Annotated in this window: 15 protein-coding genes and 1 tRNA gene; 11 read left to right on the top strand and 5 right to left on the bottom strand. The window is 41.7% G+C overall.

Features of this window, described 5'->3' with window-relative positions; translation table 11 throughout:
* Window positions 1–71: 71 nt before the first annotated feature.
* The 3 genes from ACTHRG_RS22075 (at window position 72) to ACTHRG_RS22065 (ending at window position 3,490) form a co-directional block, all read left to right on the top strand.
* Window positions 72–1,235 (top strand): iron-containing alcohol dehydrogenase, encoded by a 1,164-nt coding sequence (locus tag ACTHRG_RS22075; RefSeq protein ID WP_440232051.1) that lies wholly within the window; start codon window positions 72–74, stop codon window positions 1,233–1,235.
* A 361-nt stretch (window positions 1,236–1,596) separates the two neighbouring features.
* Window positions 1,597–2,946 (top strand): glucose-6-phosphate isomerase, encoded by a 1,350-nt coding sequence (locus tag ACTHRG_RS22070; protein ID WP_335688773.1) that lies wholly within the window; start codon window positions 1,597–1,599, stop codon window positions 2,944–2,946.
* A 136-nt stretch (window positions 2,947–3,082) separates the two neighbouring features.
* Complete coding sequence (locus tag ACTHRG_RS22065) at window positions 3,083–3,490, top strand: YugN-like family protein (protein WP_061793366.1); 408 nt, start codon at window positions 3,083–3,085, stop codon at window positions 3,488–3,490.
* On the opposite strand, the gene ACTHRG_RS22060 is transcribed toward ACTHRG_RS22065, so the two are convergent.
* The 3 genes from ACTHRG_RS22060 to ACTHRG_RS22050 all read right to left on the bottom strand — a co-directional run bounded on the left by ACTHRG_RS22060 (window position 3,487) and on the right by ACTHRG_RS22050 (window position 6,320).
* A complete protein-coding gene (locus tag ACTHRG_RS22060) occupies window positions 3,487–4,479 on the bottom strand; it encodes a potassium channel family protein (protein ID WP_335688772.1) in 993 nt (330 codons plus the stop codon). The genes ACTHRG_RS22065 and ACTHRG_RS22060 overlap by 4 nt on opposite strands.
* A 78-nt stretch (window positions 4,480–4,557) precedes the next feature.
* Entirely contained in the window at window positions 4,558–4,707 is a 150-nt protein-coding gene (locus tag ACTHRG_RS22055; protein ID WP_175609186.1) for a hypothetical protein, read from the bottom strand.
* Window positions 4,708–4,961: 254 nt separating this feature from the next.
* Window positions 4,962–6,320: a M28 family peptidase gene (locus tag ACTHRG_RS22050; protein WP_440232049.1), complete on the bottom strand. Its 1,359-nt coding sequence runs from the start codon at window positions 6,318–6,320 to the stop codon at window positions 4,962–4,964.
* Window positions 6,321–6,648: 328 nt separating this feature from the next.
* Here ACTHRG_RS22050 and ACTHRG_RS22045 point away from each other — a divergent pair, with 328 nt between their 5' ends.
* The 7 genes from ACTHRG_RS22045 to cydS all read left to right on the top strand — a co-directional run bounded on the left by ACTHRG_RS22045 (window position 6,649) and on the right by cydS (window position 14,073).
* Complete coding sequence (locus ACTHRG_RS22045) at window positions 6,649–8,466, top strand: Xaa-Pro dipeptidyl-peptidase (RefSeq protein WP_440232048.1); 1,818 nt, start codon at window positions 6,649–6,651, stop codon at window positions 8,464–8,466.
* 377 nt (window positions 8,467–8,843) lie between these two features.
* Window positions 8,844–9,458, top strand: a complete 615-nt coding sequence (locus tag ACTHRG_RS22040; protein ID WP_440232047.1) for a protein kinase family protein — start codon at window positions 8,844–8,846, stop codon at window positions 9,456–9,458.
* Window positions 9,459–9,528: 70 nt separating this feature from the next.
* Window positions 9,529–10,173, top strand: a complete 645-nt coding sequence (locus ACTHRG_RS22035; RefSeq protein WP_076263458.1) for an SDR family oxidoreductase — start codon at window positions 9,529–9,531, stop codon at window positions 10,171–10,173.
* Window positions 10,174–10,270: 97 nt separating this feature from the next.
* Window positions 10,271–11,281 (top strand): DUF3231 family protein, encoded by a 1,011-nt coding sequence (locus tag ACTHRG_RS22030; RefSeq protein ID WP_440232045.1) that lies wholly within the window; start codon window positions 10,271–10,273, stop codon window positions 11,279–11,281.
* Window positions 11,282–11,590: 309 nt separating this feature from the next.
* The gene (locus ACTHRG_RS22025) at window positions 11,591–12,937 is read left to right on the top strand and encodes a cytochrome ubiquinol oxidase subunit I (protein WP_076263463.1); all 1,347 of its coding nucleotides are present in this window, start codon (window positions 11,591–11,593) and stop codon (window positions 12,935–12,937) included.
* Window positions 12,934–13,959 (top strand): cytochrome d ubiquinol oxidase subunit II, encoded by a 1,026-nt coding sequence (locus ACTHRG_RS22020; protein WP_440232044.1) that lies wholly within the window; start codon window positions 12,934–12,936, stop codon window positions 13,957–13,959. Before ACTHRG_RS22025 ends, ACTHRG_RS22020 begins: the two co-directional genes overlap by 4 nt.
* 12 nt (window positions 13,960–13,971) lie before the next feature.
* Window positions 13,972–14,073 (top strand): cytochrome bd oxidase small subunit CydS, encoded by a 102-nt coding sequence (cydS, locus tag ACTHRG_RS22015; RefSeq protein ID WP_420485103.1) that lies wholly within the window; start codon window positions 13,972–13,974, stop codon window positions 14,071–14,073.
* 61 nt (window positions 14,074–14,134) lie between these two features.
* Here cydS and ACTHRG_RS22010 read toward each other — a convergent pair.
* Window positions 14,135–14,207 (bottom strand) — tRNA-Ala (locus ACTHRG_RS22010).
* Window positions 14,208–14,274: 67 nt separating this feature from the next.
* The gene (locus tag ACTHRG_RS22005) at window positions 14,275–14,973 is read right to left on the bottom strand and encodes an MgtC/SapB family protein (protein WP_048011874.1); all 699 of its coding nucleotides are present in this window, start codon (window positions 14,971–14,973) and stop codon (window positions 14,275–14,277) included.
* A 131-nt stretch (window positions 14,974–15,104) separates the two neighbouring features.
* Here ACTHRG_RS22005 and ACTHRG_RS22000 point away from each other — a divergent pair, with 131 nt between their 5' ends.
* Entirely contained in the window at window positions 15,105–16,019 is a 915-nt protein-coding gene (locus ACTHRG_RS22000) for a DMT family transporter (protein WP_440232042.1), read from the top strand.
* The last annotated feature ends 985 nt before the right edge of the window (window positions 16,020–17,004 follow it).

Here is a 17,004-nt window from a genome sequence, read left to right as displayed (position 1 = left end):
GAATATCGAATCATACTTTTTGCAATAGCTTAAAATTTGAAAGATAATGATGGGGAAAAGGAGATGGTGATATGCAAAATTTTACCTTCTATAATCCGACAAAATTAATTTTTGGGAAAGATCAGCTGTCCCAATTGCAGACTGAAATCCCCCAGTACGGCAAGAAGGTACTTGTTGTATACGGCGGAGGAAGCATTAAGCGAAATGGTTTATATGATAAAGTGATGGCTGAGCTGTCTGAAATTGGTGCTGAAGTTTTTGAGTTGGCAGGGGTTGAGCCTAATCCAAGAATCTCTACGGTTCGAAAAGGTGTTGAAATCTGTAAAAATGAAGGCGTTGATTTCCTGCTGGCTGTTGGCGGCGGGAGTGTAATCGACTGCACCAAGGCTATAGCTGCCGGTGCTAAATATGATGGCGATGCCTGGGATCTGGTTATCAAGAAAGCATTTGCTGCAGAAGCTCTGCCGTTTGGAACGGTTCTTACACTAGCTGCTACCGGTTCTGAAATGAATGCCGGATCTGTTATTACGAATTGGGAAACAAACGAAAAATACGGATGGGGAAGTCCTGTGACATTTCCTAAGTTTTCAATTCTTGATCCTGTTAATACGTTTTCAGTGCCAAGAAATCAAACGGTGTATGGAATTGTCGATATGATGTCCCATGTGCTGGAGCATTATTTCCATCTTGAAGAAAATACTGATTTTCAGGATCGCATGTGCGAATCGCTGCTGATTACCATAATGGAAGCAGCTCCTAAGCTTCTTGAAGACCTTGAAAGCTATGAGCATCGTGCAACCATATTATATTCAGGCACGATGGCGTTGAATGGAATCCTGAATATGGGCTATCGTGGTGACTGGGCAACGCATAATATTGAGCATGCCGTATCGGCTGTTTACGATATTCCTCATGGCGGCGGCCTTGCTATTCTGTTTCCGAACTGGATGAAGCATAATCTGAACGTGAAGCCTGAACGCTTTAAGCAGCTGGCTGTCCGTGTATTCAATGTGGATCCGGCAGGAAAAACGGATGAAGAGGCAGCACTTGAAGGAATCGAAAAGCTTCGTGAATTCTGGAACAGCATTGGGGCGCCTTCCCGCCTTGCTGATTATGACATCGATGACAGCAGGATCGAATTGATGGCAGACAAAGCAACGGTCAATGGTGAATTTGGCAATTTCGCAAAATTAAATCATGCCGACGTAGTTTCAATCTACCGCGCTTCTTTATAACATTCAGATTGGACTCTGCCAATGGGCGGGGTCCTTTTACATTTTCTCCCGGCGTTATTTATCGCAGTCTAACGGGCAGTAATACCCCCACTTCAAGACTCAGAGGAATCAAAGGCAAAGGAGGATAAGTGGGGGTCAAACTGCCCGTAAAGGCCCGATTGGTTCAACTAACAATCAGTGGGGGATAAGGAAAACCCCCACTGATTGAAGTTTCACTTTATGTGTAAAAAATATGTCAAAATTGGACACGCTTACAATATGGGATGATTCTTGATTAACTTTGATGCTTTCGTTAAAGTGGAGTAGAGATGACAGCAATTGATAACAGCTGTTTAAATTTGAGAAAAATTGGAGGACATTCATGACACACGTTCGTTTTGATTACTCAAAAGCACTTCCTTTTTTTGGCGAACATGAAATTACATATTTGCAGGATGCAGTGAAGGTTGCTCACCACTCCCTTCATGAACAAACTGGAGCTGGCAGCGACTATTTAGGCTGGATCGATCTGCCCTCAAACTACGATAAAGAAGAGTTCTCCCGCATTCAAAAAGCGGCTGAGAAAATTAAGAACGATTCCGATGTTCTTATTGTCATTGGAATTGGAGGCTCCTATCTTGGAGCGCGTGCGGCTATAGAAATGCTTCAGCACAGCTTCTATAATGCACTTCCAAAAGAAAAGCGCGGTACTCCGCAGGTGCTGTTTGCCGGCAACAATATCAGTTCTTCATACATGAAGGATTTAATGGATCTGCTTGAAGGAAAAGATTGGTCCATTAATGTGATTTCCAAATCAGGCACAACAACTGAGCCGGCATTGGCTTTCCGTATTTTCCGCAAAATGCTCGAGGAAAAATATGGTGTGGAAGAAGCGCGTAAACGAATTTATGCTACGACCGACAAAGCGAGAGGTGCCTTAAAAACTCTTGCGACAGAAGAAGGCTACGAATCATTTATAATTCCTGATGATGTAGGCGGCCGCTATTCTGTTCTTACAGCAGTAGGTCTTTTGCCGATAGCTGTCAGCGGTGCAAGCATTGAAGATATGATGAACGGTGCTGCACAGGCGCGCGAAGACTTCAGCAAATCTGAGCTTCAGGAGAACGCAGCCTATCAGTATGCTGCTGTCCGCAATGTTCTTTATAACAAAGGCAAAACGATTGAAATGCTGATCAACTATGAACCAGGTCTTCAATATTTTGCAGAGTGGTGGAAGCAGCTGTTCGGTGAAAGTGAAGGAAAAGACCAGAAAGGAATTTTCCCTTCATCAGCTAACTTCTCCACTGATCTTCATTCATTAGGCCAGTATGTGCAGGAAGGCCGCCGAGACCTTTTTGAAACGGTTATCAAGGTGGAAGAATCACGACATGAACTTACCATTGAAGAGGCTGAAAATGATCTTGATGGTTTGAACTATCTTGCGGGTGAGACTGTCGATTTTGTGAATAACAAAGCTTTTGAAGGAACCATGCTTGCCCACACAGATGGCGGAGTGCCAAACCTGATCGTTTCCATTCCAAAAATGGATGCCTATACATTTGGCTATCTGGTTTACTTCTTTGAAAAAGCCTGTGCAATGAGCGGCTATCTTCTGGGAGTGAATCCATTTGACCAGCCTGGTGTTGAAGCATACAAAGTGAACATGTTCGCCTTGTTGGGTAAACCAGGATTTGAAGAGAAAAAAGCTGAACTTGAAAAGAGATTGAAGTAATAGTGTAGAAGCGTCTGCCTGCGGGCAGGCGTTTTTTATTGGAGAAAAACAAGTTCCATCTAATTCCTAACATCGCATTCATGATATCCCCCACTTTGGAGAAACTAAGCAAAAAGCGAAAAAGGGGATGGATTCAGTGATTGAGATACCTTCAAAAGTGGAAGGAAAGCATTTTGATTTATATAAGCTGGAGCAGGCTTTGAAGCCGATTGGCTATTCGATTGGCGGGAACTGGGATTATGATCACGGTTCTTTTGACTATAAAATTGATGATGAGGTGGGGTACCAGTTTTTAAGGGTCCCATTTAAGGCAATTGATGGGCAGCTTGATGATCCAAGCTGTACCGTGGAGATAGGCAGGCCATTTCTGCTTTCCCATAAGTACCAGCGCGGTCTTGATGACCACGCCTATACCGGAAATTTCAGCGCCTCCTTTGATCAATTCTCTGAGCCAGTGGATAAGGACGCCAGTTTTCCGAAGGAATTCATTGATCTTGGCAAAGCACTTGTCGAAGAGCTTGAATCCATATTAATAAGAGATTAACCGAGTATAACAATCAGCTGATCCTGCTGAAGAATTTTAAAAGGCTGGGGAGGATTAACCAGAGTTTCCTCCCCTCTTTTAACACCTAAAAGGAGGATGCCTTCATTCATAAGCTCTGCACTAAGTTCAGCAAAGGTTTTATTTTCAATTTCTTCCGATGCAGGCTGAAACGTTAATTTTCGTTTATCAAGCTGTCCCAGCAAATCAAGAAAAGAAGTAACGAGCTCCTGGGAAGAAATGCTGTTGATCATAACGAAGCTTGTGAGCACATTCGTCTGGACAATTTCATCAGCACCCGCTCTTTTGGCATTTGCTGCCTGTTCAGAAGTTAATATTTCCACGATGCATTGAACATCCCGATTCAACCCTTTGATTGCCAATAAGGTTAAGATTGAATTCATATCAGCATGCAATTCATCTTTATTCTGATCTGCTGTTATGATTACTTTTTGCGCATCAAATATATTTGCTTTCATAAGGACATCATCTCTGTTAGCTCGTCCCTGAATAAAATGTACATTATTATGGGGGACAGGATTTGATTTTAATGTTTCATCGATTAAAGCAATGGAATGGTTCATCCCATCGCCCCCGAGTGTATTTACGATCTCTCGTGCACGTTCATTCCAGCCGATCACAACAATATGGTTTTTGCCCCGATATTCAACTTTTCCTTCCAAAAAGTCATTCTGCCGGGTCACTGCAGCTGTTGCGAGAGAAATAAAATATGTAGACAGAAAGCCCGCTCCTGTTAAAATAAGCGCAATACCTATAATGCGCCCGGCTGTGCTTGTCGGATATAAATCCCCAAATCCCACGGTGGAAGCTGTAACCACAGCCCACCAGATTCCATCAAAAAAGGTCGGAAAGGAGGAGGGTTCGACTATATGTATTAATCCGCCAAAAAGAAAGATCACCAACAGGGCAATCAACAGAATCCTGATTACTAAAGGCAGACGGATGAAACTGTAATAAATTTGCTGTGGCATAAAACATCACTCCTAATAAAAAACATGTGTGTTTAAAAATGTTATTAAAATATAAAAAAAAGCCATGCCACGTATATACTAATTAAGTATATCGTCTATTGCACGGCTCAGCAGTTGAATATCCTTTGATATTTCATTTTTCACGTCGTCAATCTCGCACCTTTCATATTCATCCATGAGAAGGGAGAGTTCTCTCTTTAGTATGACAGCCTCGTGTTCAAAATCCATGATGACTCCCTCCTTTAGGGATATAAAGGACTAACAGGCAGTTAGTTAATTTATTTATTTGTAATGTTACAATTATGTTACCCGAATTCTTTAAAATTTAAACGGTAAAAACGTCTAAATATTAAACATGAAATTTAGAACGAATATATTCTACCCTCTTTTTTTGCATGTAAACACAATGGCGTTAATAAATAGCTGGTAAGTAAAAAACAAAAAAATCCTCGTGGTATTTCCGAGGATTCATTGAGACAATTCTATTTTCGGATTAAGCTGTAAACTGAAGCGCCAATTAGATTCCCAGCTTCTTTCATCCGCTCGGCGCTAATGTGCTCGATGGAATCCAGCGGTGTATGGTAATACGGCTCAAGATTGGCTGTGACAGGCTCGCGCCTGATAAAATTAACAGCTGGGATGCCTGCATCATGAAAAGAAACATGGTCGGATGCGCCCCGTTGATAAAGTACTAATTCAGATGGTGTGCCAATACGCCCGGCAGTGGCAAGAGCAGTTTCTGTTGCAATATTTGCCTGGCCATCAAGGGTATTCATGTAAATCGCAGTTGCATTTTCCCATGCTGTACCTACCATATCCATATTGAAATTTGCAATGCTCCGCTCTTTTTCATTGCCGCTCAGCTGGCTGACATAATACTGAGAACCAAGAAGACCGATTTCTTCTGCACCTGCAAATGCAAATCGTAATTCTTTGTCAGCAGGATAACTTTTCAGAACTCTCGCCAGCTCTAAGGCAACACCAGTACCTGATGCATTATCGCTTGCCCCCGGAGCAAATGGGACACTATCGAAATGCGCAGAAATGTGGACAATATCAGCTTCCCCGCCTTTATTAGGTTTAGGGTTCTTGATGGCAATAATGTTTTGCGATTTTATGTTTTGAAATCTCTTTACAGTCAGCGTAACCGTTTTGTTTTGTGCCGCAACATCTTGAAGGAGTGCTTCTCCGCTTGCTTTCGTTATGCTTCCTACAGGAATATTATATGGACCCCCGATTGAAGGATTCATAGGGGCCGGCTGATCCACATTATTGTAAATAAGGACCCCTGCAGCACCGGCATTTACTGCATTTAAAACTTTTTCAGAGAACGTAATGTCTCCTCGTGAAATCAGTACTATTTTTCCAGATGCTTCCTCCGTGAAATCAGCTGCCTTTCCTAATCCGGCATCATATAATCCAGAGGTAATTCCTTCTTCAGCTGTCGATCCTGACCCGGAAGGAATAGTTATAAGAATCTCCTTCAAATCACTGGTGTGCAAACCTCCCGCCATTTTATCAGGAATGCTGAACTCTTGTGTTTCGACTGTGTATCCATATGATTCAAGGCGTTGGCGAATGAAATTTGCCGCCTCTTTTTCCGCATCAGTTCCTGCAGCCCGCGGCCCGATGGTTTCTGATAAATACCTGACATCCTCCATCATGCGAGCTGCATCTATCCTTGCGATAACCTTCTGATCAAACGCTTTTGAGCCGGGATGTTCAGTCTGGCTTTGTGCTGCTTCAGCAGTCTGTACAAATTGTACAGGCACCCCATATAAACTTGAAGCTGTCAGAACTGCCGCAAGCATGACAGAAGAAGCTTTCTTTCCAACTTTCATCTTTTATTCCCCCTCGACTGGTAGTCCAGCTATATGTATTCGCTTACATAGCTCTGCTTCCTTTTAATAGAGAGTAAAACGAATCGATTATCCTAGCAGATTTATTAATCCTGGGAGAAAAGGAATATATTTACTTTTTGGATTCGAGGAAATGGTAGCTGTAAAGTGCTACATCTAAGATTCATACTTTTTCAGTCATGACTTTTGGAGGGCTCCGGTGACTTGTTATCACTTTTCTTTTGGAAAATACAGGTCTTTCGACTATCGAAACTTAAGTGATTTTAATATATTCTGAAAATTATAAAGTTTTATAAAGGGAGGATTTACTATGAAAAAAGCTGCATTAAAAGTGTTCATAACATCAGCCATCGCTTTCCCGCTGATTGCCGGCGGGGCTTTGCCTTCAACAGGTAAAGACAGCCACACCGGCATTGCCTCAGCTGAAACACAGATTAATGTCGAAAATGGAATGACACAGCCCGTTTTTTCTCTGGACGATGCCATTGTCGAAAGAGTTTTTGTTGAAACAGCAACTGACAGTGATCGGGATGGAAAACTGGATCGGGTACGTGCAGATATTATCAGGCCAAAAGAAACAGAGGAAGGGTTAAAGGTACCCGTTATTTATGAAATGAGCCCTTACCGTTCCGGAATTAAAAATGTACCGGTTTATGATGTGGATACAGAACTTAATAGTGTGCCGCGAAAAGGGAATGACAAGGGTGAAAAGGGAAAACCGCAGGCAAATCTCCCTGGATATTATGATGACTATTTTGTGCCCAGAGGCTATGCAGTTGTTCTGGCGGAAAGCGTAGGGACAGGCCTGTCTGATGGCTGTCCTACAACCGGGGATGAGCATGAAATCCTTGGAACACGGGCTGTAATTGATTGGCTGAATGGAAGAACAAAAGCTTTCAATGCAGAGGGACAGGAAATAAATGCTGATTGGTCAACAGGTAACGTGGGGATGACGGGAGTTTCCTATAATGGAACACTGCCTAATGCTGTGGCTGCCACAGGAGTTGAGGGCCTTAAAACAATTGTGCCTATTGCTGCAATCAGCAGCTGGTATGACTATTATCGTTCAAACGGTGCTGTGATTGCGCCAGGCGGGTATCAAGGTGAAGATGCAGATAATATGGCCGAAGCGATCTTAACCAGGAATAACCCTGAAGCATGCAGGAATGTCATGAAAGAATTAACCGAAGGACAGGACAGGGAAACCGGTGATTATAATAATTTCTGGAGTAAAAGAGATTATACAAAAGATACTGACCAGGTTAAAGCAAGTGTCTTTATTGTCCATGGATTAAATGACTGGAATGTTAAAACAAAGCATTTTTCAGATTGGTGGCAGGCACTTGGCGAGAACGATGTTCCGAGGAAAATGTGGCTTCACCAGGGCGGCCATTCCAGCCCATACAGCTTCAGACGTGATGTTTGGCTCCCGACTTTAAATAAATGGTTTGATTACTGGCTGTATGATATTAATAATGATGTCATGAATGAACCGATGGTTGATATTCAAAGAGAGGATAAGACGTGGCATTCAGAGGCCGACTGGCCTGCTAAAGGAACCTTAGGCACGAAATTGCATTTTAAACCGGCTTCAGAAGGAGGCGGCAGCTTAGAATTGCAGCCTGTACCGAAGAAGAACAAGAAAAATCAGCATTTTGTGGACGATGCATCAATTAAGGCTGAAGAGCTGATTCTGAATCATGATGCTCCATTAGCTAATAGGCTCGTCTATTTAACCCCGCCTTTAGAAAACGATATTCGCATGAGCGGGACACCGGAGATTCAGATTCGTGCAAGCATTGATCGGAAAACAGCCAACTTAACAGCCCTCCTTGTAAAATATGGGGAAGGAAAGCCGGAAATTGTTACTAGAGGGTGGATGGATCCGCAAAACCTTCACAGTGAAAATAGATCAACAGGGCTTACACCGAACCGTGAATATACATTTACTTGGGATATGCAGCCGGATGATTATGTGTTTAAAGAAGGTGATCGTCTGGGAGTAGTTGTTTTATCAAGCGATTATAACTATACAATTAGACCGGAGACAGGCACGAAAATAACCATCGATCCGGAAAGAAGCCATATCATGCTTCCTGTGCAGGGTGGAGTTAAAGCATTTAAGTAGAGAAGCAGAGGGATCATTTTCTGGTCCCTCTTTTCTATTTTAGTAGACTATTTTAGGAAAATAGTAGCATTGCCACATTTGAATCAATTTTTGAGGAGTAATTCGTTTTTCCGCGGCCGAATCATTTGACTAATATATGCATACAACATATAATTAAGTTAATAAAATAGTTCGGATTCTTCCTAAAGGGGAGTAGCTTTCAAGTAGAGTCGTCAATACGGGATGTTAAATCTCCGGCTATACTGGCAACAGATGTTGCTTGCGAGACCTTTACCATTTATTTGGTAAGGTCTCTTTTGTTTTTAAGGCGCTGAGACCAATAAATGGCTCAGTGTCTTTTATTTTTTTAGAAGAGTCTGGAACAGGGAGGTTTAATAATGAAACTGTATTATGAGCTTGCAGACAGTGTGAAATTTTCAAGAAGTCTTAATTGGACCAGACTTCTTGAAAAGGACGACAGCCTGGAATTTATTGGGGCGGGGAGAAGTGCCTTTGCTTTTAGGATTAAAGAAACCAATCTTGTATTAAAAGTCTTTTTTCCGGAATTTAAAAGAATTGCCAGGGAGGAAGCAGAGATCTACAGGGCATTGCCTGACCATCCATACTACCCTTCTTTATATGACTCTGGGGATAACTATATAGTCATTGATTATGTACAGGGGCTCACTCTGTTTGATTGTCTTGCGCAAGGGGTACCAATAAAAGAGGAGACAATAAGAGAAATTGATGAAGCCTTAAAACTGGCGAGGGAAAGCGGGCTAAATCCCTCAGATATTCACCTGCGCAATATTATTCTCACAGAGGATGGGCATATTAAAATCATTGATGTTGCCCGTTTTAAGCAAACGAAGAATTGTACACAGTGGGATGACTTGAAGCATGCGTTCTATAAATTTTACAGAAGAAGATATTTTCCAAAGAAGATCCCTGTATTAATTATGAATACAATTGCGGCTCTTTATAAAAAGCGAATTGTTCGTTTGGGCTCATAAACAGTTCATTTGATAACGCATTTTTCTTTTGAAATAATAAAGTCCATTAAACAGAAAGGGGCAGGTATCCATGAAGGTTCTTATCGTCGGAGCAAACGGGCAAATTGGAAAGCAGCTTGTCAAGCTGATAAATGAAGAGGATAAACATACAGCAAGAGCTATGGTCAGAAAAGAAGAGCAGGTCAGCCAGTTTGAAGAAATGGGAGTGGAAACGGCATTAGCAAGCCTTGAAGGATCAGTTGATGAGTTGGCTGAAGCAGCCAAAGGCTGTGATGCGATTGTTTTTACTGCAGGTTCAGGCGGAAATACCGGCTATGACAAAACTCTGCTGATTGACCTGGACGGAGCCGCAAAAACAATTGAAGCGGCAGAGAAGGCCGGGGTGGACCGGTTTATTATGGTCAGCGCTATCCAGGCAAATAATCGCGATAAGTGGAGTGAAGCGATCAAGCCTTATTACGCTGCAAAGCATTATGCCGACAGAATGTTGGAAAACAGCAGCTTGAACTACACAATCGTACGTCCGGGCGGCCTGACAAATGATCCGGGAACCTGCAAAATTAAAGCGGCGGAAAACTTGGAGCGGGGCTTCATTCCCCGTGAGGATGTAGCTAAGACCCTTTATGCTGTGCTGGATAAGGAAAATACCTATAAGCGGGCATTCGACCTGGTATCAGGCGATGAAGATCCAGAAATGGCAGTGCAAAAAATATAACTCTTTCCCGGTGTGTATGCACCGGGATTTTTATTGGCAAAAAAGAATAAACTTGGCGAGTTTGAACAGATTAATAAGAAAAACAGGAGCCGGCTCAATGGATAAAAAAAAGACAAAGCTAACAACCGCAGAGATATCGGCATTATGGGCTACATATACACAGAACTCAGCCATGATTTGTTTTTATAGCCATTTCATGCAGTATGTGGAGGATAAGCATATTAAGGTAAATCTAAAGGAAGCGATGAGCCTCGCTGCTTCCTTTAATAAAAATATAAAAAAAATATTTGCAGAAGAAGAATTCCCTATACCCAAGGGATTTGGAGACAAAGATGTAAATTTGAATGCTCCTCCTCTTTATACGGAATTATTTGCTCTAAGCTTTGTTTACCGGGGCGGACAGATGATTATTGACTTTTATTCCAATGCTCTTACAAAAATCGCAAGGGCAGATATTGTGGAATTCTATGATGGCTGCTTGCGCAAGACCATTGAGCTGTATAAGAAGTCTTTATCGATAATGCTGGAAAAAGGCATCTATGATCGTCCTCCCAAAATCGAGTATCCGGGTTCAGTGGAATTTAAAAAGAATGAACCTTCTCTCCTGAGCAGCTGGTTTGGAAATGGACGCCCGTTAAATTCAATGGAAATGAGTGAATTATTCTTTTCAATCGAACGGAACAGTATTGGTCTTGTGCTTCTTATTGGTTTGATTCAAGTCTCCAGAGACAGGGAAGTTAAAGAATATTTGTTAAAAGGAAAAAAGCTGACGGAGAGGCAAATAGAAACTTTTAATAAATTTCTGAAAGAAGACAATTCATTTGGAATTTATCCAGTTTCACTGGAGGTAACTGCATCAAGAGTTCCCCCTTTTTCCGAGAAGCTGATGCTGTTTATCATTTCTGCTTCCAATCAGGTTGCAATTCCGGCGCTTGCAACTGCTCTGTCTGTATCTATTCGCAAGGATTTGGGCGTTAAGTATACATTATTTATTGGTGAGATTTTGAAGTATGGAAATGAAGGGCTCAAATTGTTGATTGCAAGGGGCTGGATGGAGAATCCGCCTGAATCTGAAGATAGGAAGTCATTCTACAAGTTAGATAAATAAATAATCTGCTGAAACTTAGCATTGGCAAATTCCAATGTCCTATTCGTTTTAATCTATGCTCAAAAGGGAATAGGGAGCTGTATAGGAATTACATAGTTTCACATATTCCTCATAAAAATGTTGTTTAAGTGTCACAGCTTTTAGGCTGGAGCTGTGGAATAATGTGATGTAGTGAGCATTCAAGAGGAGTGAGTGAATGTATAAAAAACAGGAACGTATTTTGATGTGGCTTGCTTTTACAGTGGCTATCATTATGGGACTTTCTTTTATTGGCCGTATTTTTGCAGGATAGGAAAAGGAGAATGTTAAATGGGAAATGAAGAATCAGTTTTTTTCAGCCGTGTTTTAACAGAGATGACATTATCCTTCCATATCATTTACGCAACCATTGGTGTCGGCATCCCGCTCATGATTATGATAGCGCAGTGGGTGGGAATCAAAAAGCAGGATGAACATTATATTCTGCTCGCCAGAAGATGGACGCGCGGTTTTGTCATTACCGTGGCTGTCGGAGTTGTTACCGGCACTGCCATCGGACTGCAGCTATCTTTGCTGTGGCCTAACTTTATGGAACTTGCCGGCAATGTCATTGCGCTTCCTCTGTTTATGGAGACATTTGCTTTTTTCTTTGAAGCTATTTTTCTGGGGATCTATCTCTATACCTGGGATCGTTTTGAGAATCAGAAGAAGCATTTACTTTTATTAATCCCAGTGGCCATTGGGGCATCATTCTCAGCAATTTTCATTACAATTGTAAATGCATTTATGAACGCGCCGCAGGGATTTGATATTGTGAATGGGCAGCTTGTTAATGTTAACCCGGTACTGGCGATGTTCACTCCTGCCATGCCGACAAAGGTTGCGCATGTGCTTTCCACTGCGTATATGACATCAGCGTTTGTTCTGGCATCAATAGGTGCTTATCGCCTTTTGAAAGGATCGAATCATATTTATCATAAGAAGGCCTTAATGCTAACAATGAAAATCGGATTGATTTTCTCAATCGCTACAGCGGTAATTGGTGACTTCTCGGGAAAATATCTTGCAGAATACCAGCCTGAAAAACTGGCTGCTGCTGAGTGGCATTTTGAAACAGAAGAAGGGGCGCCGTTAATGCTATATGGTGTTCTTGATGACGGTGAAGTGAAGTATGCCATTAAGATTCCATATGCACTCAGCATTCTTGCACACAGCAATCCGAATGCTGAGGTGATCGGACTCGATCAATTCCCTGAAGATGAAATTCCGCCGCTTTATATTCATTATTTATTTGACCTTATGGTGACCATCGGCATGTGGATGACGGCACTATCACTCATCTATGTTCTGGGCACCTGGTTTAAAATGCGCTTTGTTTCGGCGAAATGGTTCCGCTGGCTAATTGTTCTTGGCGGGCCATTGTCGATCATTGCGATTGAAGCGGGATGGTGGCTTGCGGAGGTGGGCCGGCAGCCGTGGATTCTCCGGGGTATTATGCGTACTGAAGATGCTGCCACTTCAAGCGGCCAGGTAGACCTTATGCTTCTGCTGTTTGCAGGCTTATATCTCGTGCTGGCAATCGGAAGTTTTATTGTCCTCACCAGAATGTTCCGCAAAAATACGGTTGAGCAGGAATTGGCTGACCGTGAACTGGAGAAAGAAGGTGAGCTTCGATGACGCTTGAGATCCTCGGTATTTCCGTCTTATGGCTGTTTCTATTCGGCTATGTCATCGTTGCGTCTATTGATTTTGGAGCAGGATTTTTCAATGCATACAGCCTGTTTCGCGGAAAACAGCATATTTTAACGCGAATTATACAGCGCTATTTATCACCGGTTTGGGAAGTTACAAATGTATTCCTGGTGTTCTTCTTTGTTGGCATTGTCGGATTCTTTCCAAAAACAGCCTACTATTATGGAACGATTCTGCTGGTGCCGGCAAGCATTGCAGTAGTCCTGCTTGCCATTCGCGGTTCTTATTATGCTTTTACCACCTACGGCGGGCTTAGACAAAAAAGATGGACCTATCTGTACGGGCTTTCAGGTCTTTTTATTCCTGCATCCCTGTCCATCGTCCTGACCATTTCAGAAGGCGGATTCGTTAGTGAGAGTCACGTGGGACTGGAGCTTGACTATTGGACATTGTTCACCAGCCCGCTGACATGGAGTATTGTTGTGCTGAGTATAACAGCAGTACTTTATATTTCAGCAGTGTTCCTGACATGGTATGCCAATAAAGCAAACGATGAACCGGCTGCAGAACTGCTGAGAAAATACGCACTTATTTGGGCAGTGCCTGCTATCGTTACAGCGGCAGGCATCATTGTCGAACTGAGGGATCACAACCCTGAACATTTCAGCAGATTAATGAACCTGTGGTGGCTGTTCGGCATCTCATTCCTGCTCTTTGCGGGAACGGTTTATCTAATATGGAAGAGAAGGTACTACGGCCTTGCATTCGGGCTGCTGACAGGGCAATTCTTTGTGGCTTTCTTTGCCTATGGGATCTCACATTATCCGTATCTGCTCTATCCATACTTGACCATATATGATGGTTTCACAAACGAAGCTATGGCCATCGCACTGGTCATTGCTTTTATAGCAGGATTGGGTTTGCTGCTGCCGTCCCTTTATCTGCTGCTCAGGCTGTTTCTTTTCAATAAAGACTATGTTCAGGGGAAGCGTGACGACCATGCATAGGAGGGGAGAAACATGGCGGAGTTTGTAATGTTTTATGCACCGTTTATCGTGATCTTTGGTTCCATCGCAGCGGCTTTTTGGCTGGCGGGGAAGGATGGAAGAATAGAGGAATAACAGGTAATTGATATAAGAAAAGCTGCAGGGCCAATTTTGGCCCTGCAGCTTTTCTTAGTTATGGAGAATAGGGGGCTCGAACCCCTGACCTCAACGCTGCCAGCGTTGCGCTCTCCCAGCTGAGCTAATCCCCCGGGTGGTGGTACAAGAAAAATTATAACCACATCGGGGCTATCTTGCAAGAGGAATTATTAAAAAAATTTACTGCATACTATCGATTTCCATGCACTGGACTCCAGGAATACTTGAAACACTGTAATATACATCAGTGGTTCTTCTTTTGTAGTCGACGGCGACAATCAGCTGTACAAGATGCAGATTCTCATCCTCCAAATCTTTAATGCGAATATGTTTAATAGATATATCAAGGTCTTTTACCGCTGGGATGATGTCTGCGATATTTTCTTTATCCCTTACTTTCAGCTGCAGGTTTATCTCTTTTTCCCTTAAACGTTTAGGACCAATTAAGCCCATTATAAAAGGAATTACTTCTACTGAAATAATCAGCAGTGCTACTCCAGCCATTGCTTCAATATAAAAGCCTGCTCCTACAGCAATTCCAATCCCTGCTGCCCCCCAGATTAAAGCAGCTGTTGTAAGACCCGAAATGCTATCATTTCCTCGTCTTAAAATAACGCCTGCACCCAAAAAGCCAATTCCTGAAACAATTTGGGCAGCCAAACGCAGAGGATCCATCGTAATGTTGATGTCATCATTACCGGGAAACATATAGGCTGATTCAATAGACACAATGGTCAAGAGGCAGCTTACTATGGAAATAACTAAGCTGGTCTTTAGGCCGACCGGCTTTCTTTTTAATTCTCTCTCCAGGCCGATAACAAGCCCCAGGACTGCTGATATGCCCAGCTTCATTAATATTTCTATCTCTAAACTGCTCATAATATCTCCCGCTTTTTAAAGTATTATATATCCAAAATAGGATCTAATAAAACCGTAGTAAAAGATTGGCTATCCGTTGTAAAATGAAATATACCCTCATTATTAGGAAACCGAAACAAGGAGTATAAAAAATGTCTAAAACCAAAATAAATCCCTATGTTGCCCTGGCCATTGGCGTCATTTCTGTCTCTACTTCCGCTATATTGGTGAAGGTATCCAGCGCTCCATCTGGAGTCATTGCTTTTTACAGATTATTTTTTTCTGTTCTTTTCATGTTGCCTGTATTTCTTATAAAGTATGTTCCGGAACTTCGTCTTATTACAAGGCGGGATTGGATCTATTCCATCATTGCCGGTGTGTTTCTTGCCTTCCATTTTATTCTATGGTTTGAGTCGCTGAACTACACCTCTGTAGCCAGTTCTACAGTTCTTGTGACTCTTCAGCCACTTTTTGCGTTTGCAGGTACATATTTCTTCTTTAAAGAAAAGTTTACCTGGAAAGCAATACTTAGCGGGCTTCTCGCAATTGCAGGCAGTGTTATTATCAGCTGGGGAGATTTTCAGATCAGCGGGACTGCTTTGTTCGGGGATATACTGGCAATCATTGCATGTGCCCTTGTGACGGCTTACTTAATGTTTGGCCAGACAGTCAGAAAAAGGCTTTCGCTCATCACTTATACTTTTGTTGTTTACAGTATTAGCGCTATTACATTGTTCATTTATGTGTTAATCGCCGGAGAACCTTTACTCCCGTATGGAACCAGTGATTGGGTATATTTTATCCTGCTCGCACTTGTTCCCACCCTGCTCGGACATACATTATTCAATTGGTCAATAAAGTGGCTCAGCACTTCCACCATTTCTATGGCCATCTTATTCGAGCCGGTTGGTGCTGCTGTTTTAGCTTATTATTTGCTTCATGAGTCTATTATATGGACACAAGTTCTTGGGGGAACATTTGTAATTGGAGGAATAACTCTCTTCTTATTAGATGAGAGAAGGATTCGAATGAAAGAATTGAAGAAAAAAACAACGGTTTCCGGATAAAAGGGAGCTGTCTACAGGTATATTAGTGAAAAAATCTCCCTGAAGCGGGGAGATTTTTTTTATCTGAATACATAGGTCAGAGCTGAAAAAATAAATGCAGCTGTAACAGAAAAGATGAAGGTGCCTCCGTAGACCTCTTCATCTGAGTCTGCAATTTTAATTCCCTCTGCATAAGCATAAGCAAACAAAAATACGGCCATGATTACTGATAGGTATAGTGCTGCGGTTTCCAGTATGATTCACACCTTCCGTTTAAAGTAGAGTTAATAGATATTATGAAAATTAACTCAAACTATTACTATTTCTTCTTTATATCGATTATATTTTAACTTTGAGTTTGTACTTCAATAAGCAGCTATTAAAATTACTTATAAATTTATTATTCTTTATGGTTGCTTTTAAAACTGTGGAAAAGTGAACAAAGTTATCCACAGACTGTGTGTAACTCTGTTGACAACTGAAATAATAAGTATTTTGCAGTGGATAAGTATGTGGGCATGTCTGATATAGCTGTCGAATAATATGATATTGATATAACTTACTTTTGAAAGTTCAAGGTAAATACGCATTAATTTAGCTTGTAGAACTTGCACCTATTATGAGATCCGGGTGCAGATTAGTTAGATTTTCTGCCGCTTCAATAAAGGTGCAATCTAATAATTGGTTCCAAATCAATCATTTAATAGAGATGAGATTAAAAACAAAATGCATCGAAGATATAAAGATAAACATTTTTTAAAAATTATATTGCAAACATTTAATGAGTCATGGTATATTAATTCTTGTCCTCAACGAGGCAAGTTGAACAGATAAAAAAACATTTTCAAAAAGTTGTTGACTTGTTTTTGGATGACATGTTATATTGATAAAGTCGCTTCTGAGCGATTAGGTAAAATATAACAAGAGGAATTGATCTTTGAAAACTGAACGAACAAAACGTCAACGTTTAAATCATTAGTCTTTTTCGAAAAGACAAACGAGCTTA

The sequence above is a fragment of the Cytobacillus sp. SAFR-174 genome (genome assembly GCF_051964675.1).
In the GTDB taxonomy this organism is placed as follows: domain Bacteria; phylum Bacillota; class Bacilli; order Bacillales; family Cytobacillaceae; genus Cytobacillus.
Note: the sequence above shows the minus strand (reverse complement) of the source record. Positions and strands in the feature narration are given on the sequence as shown.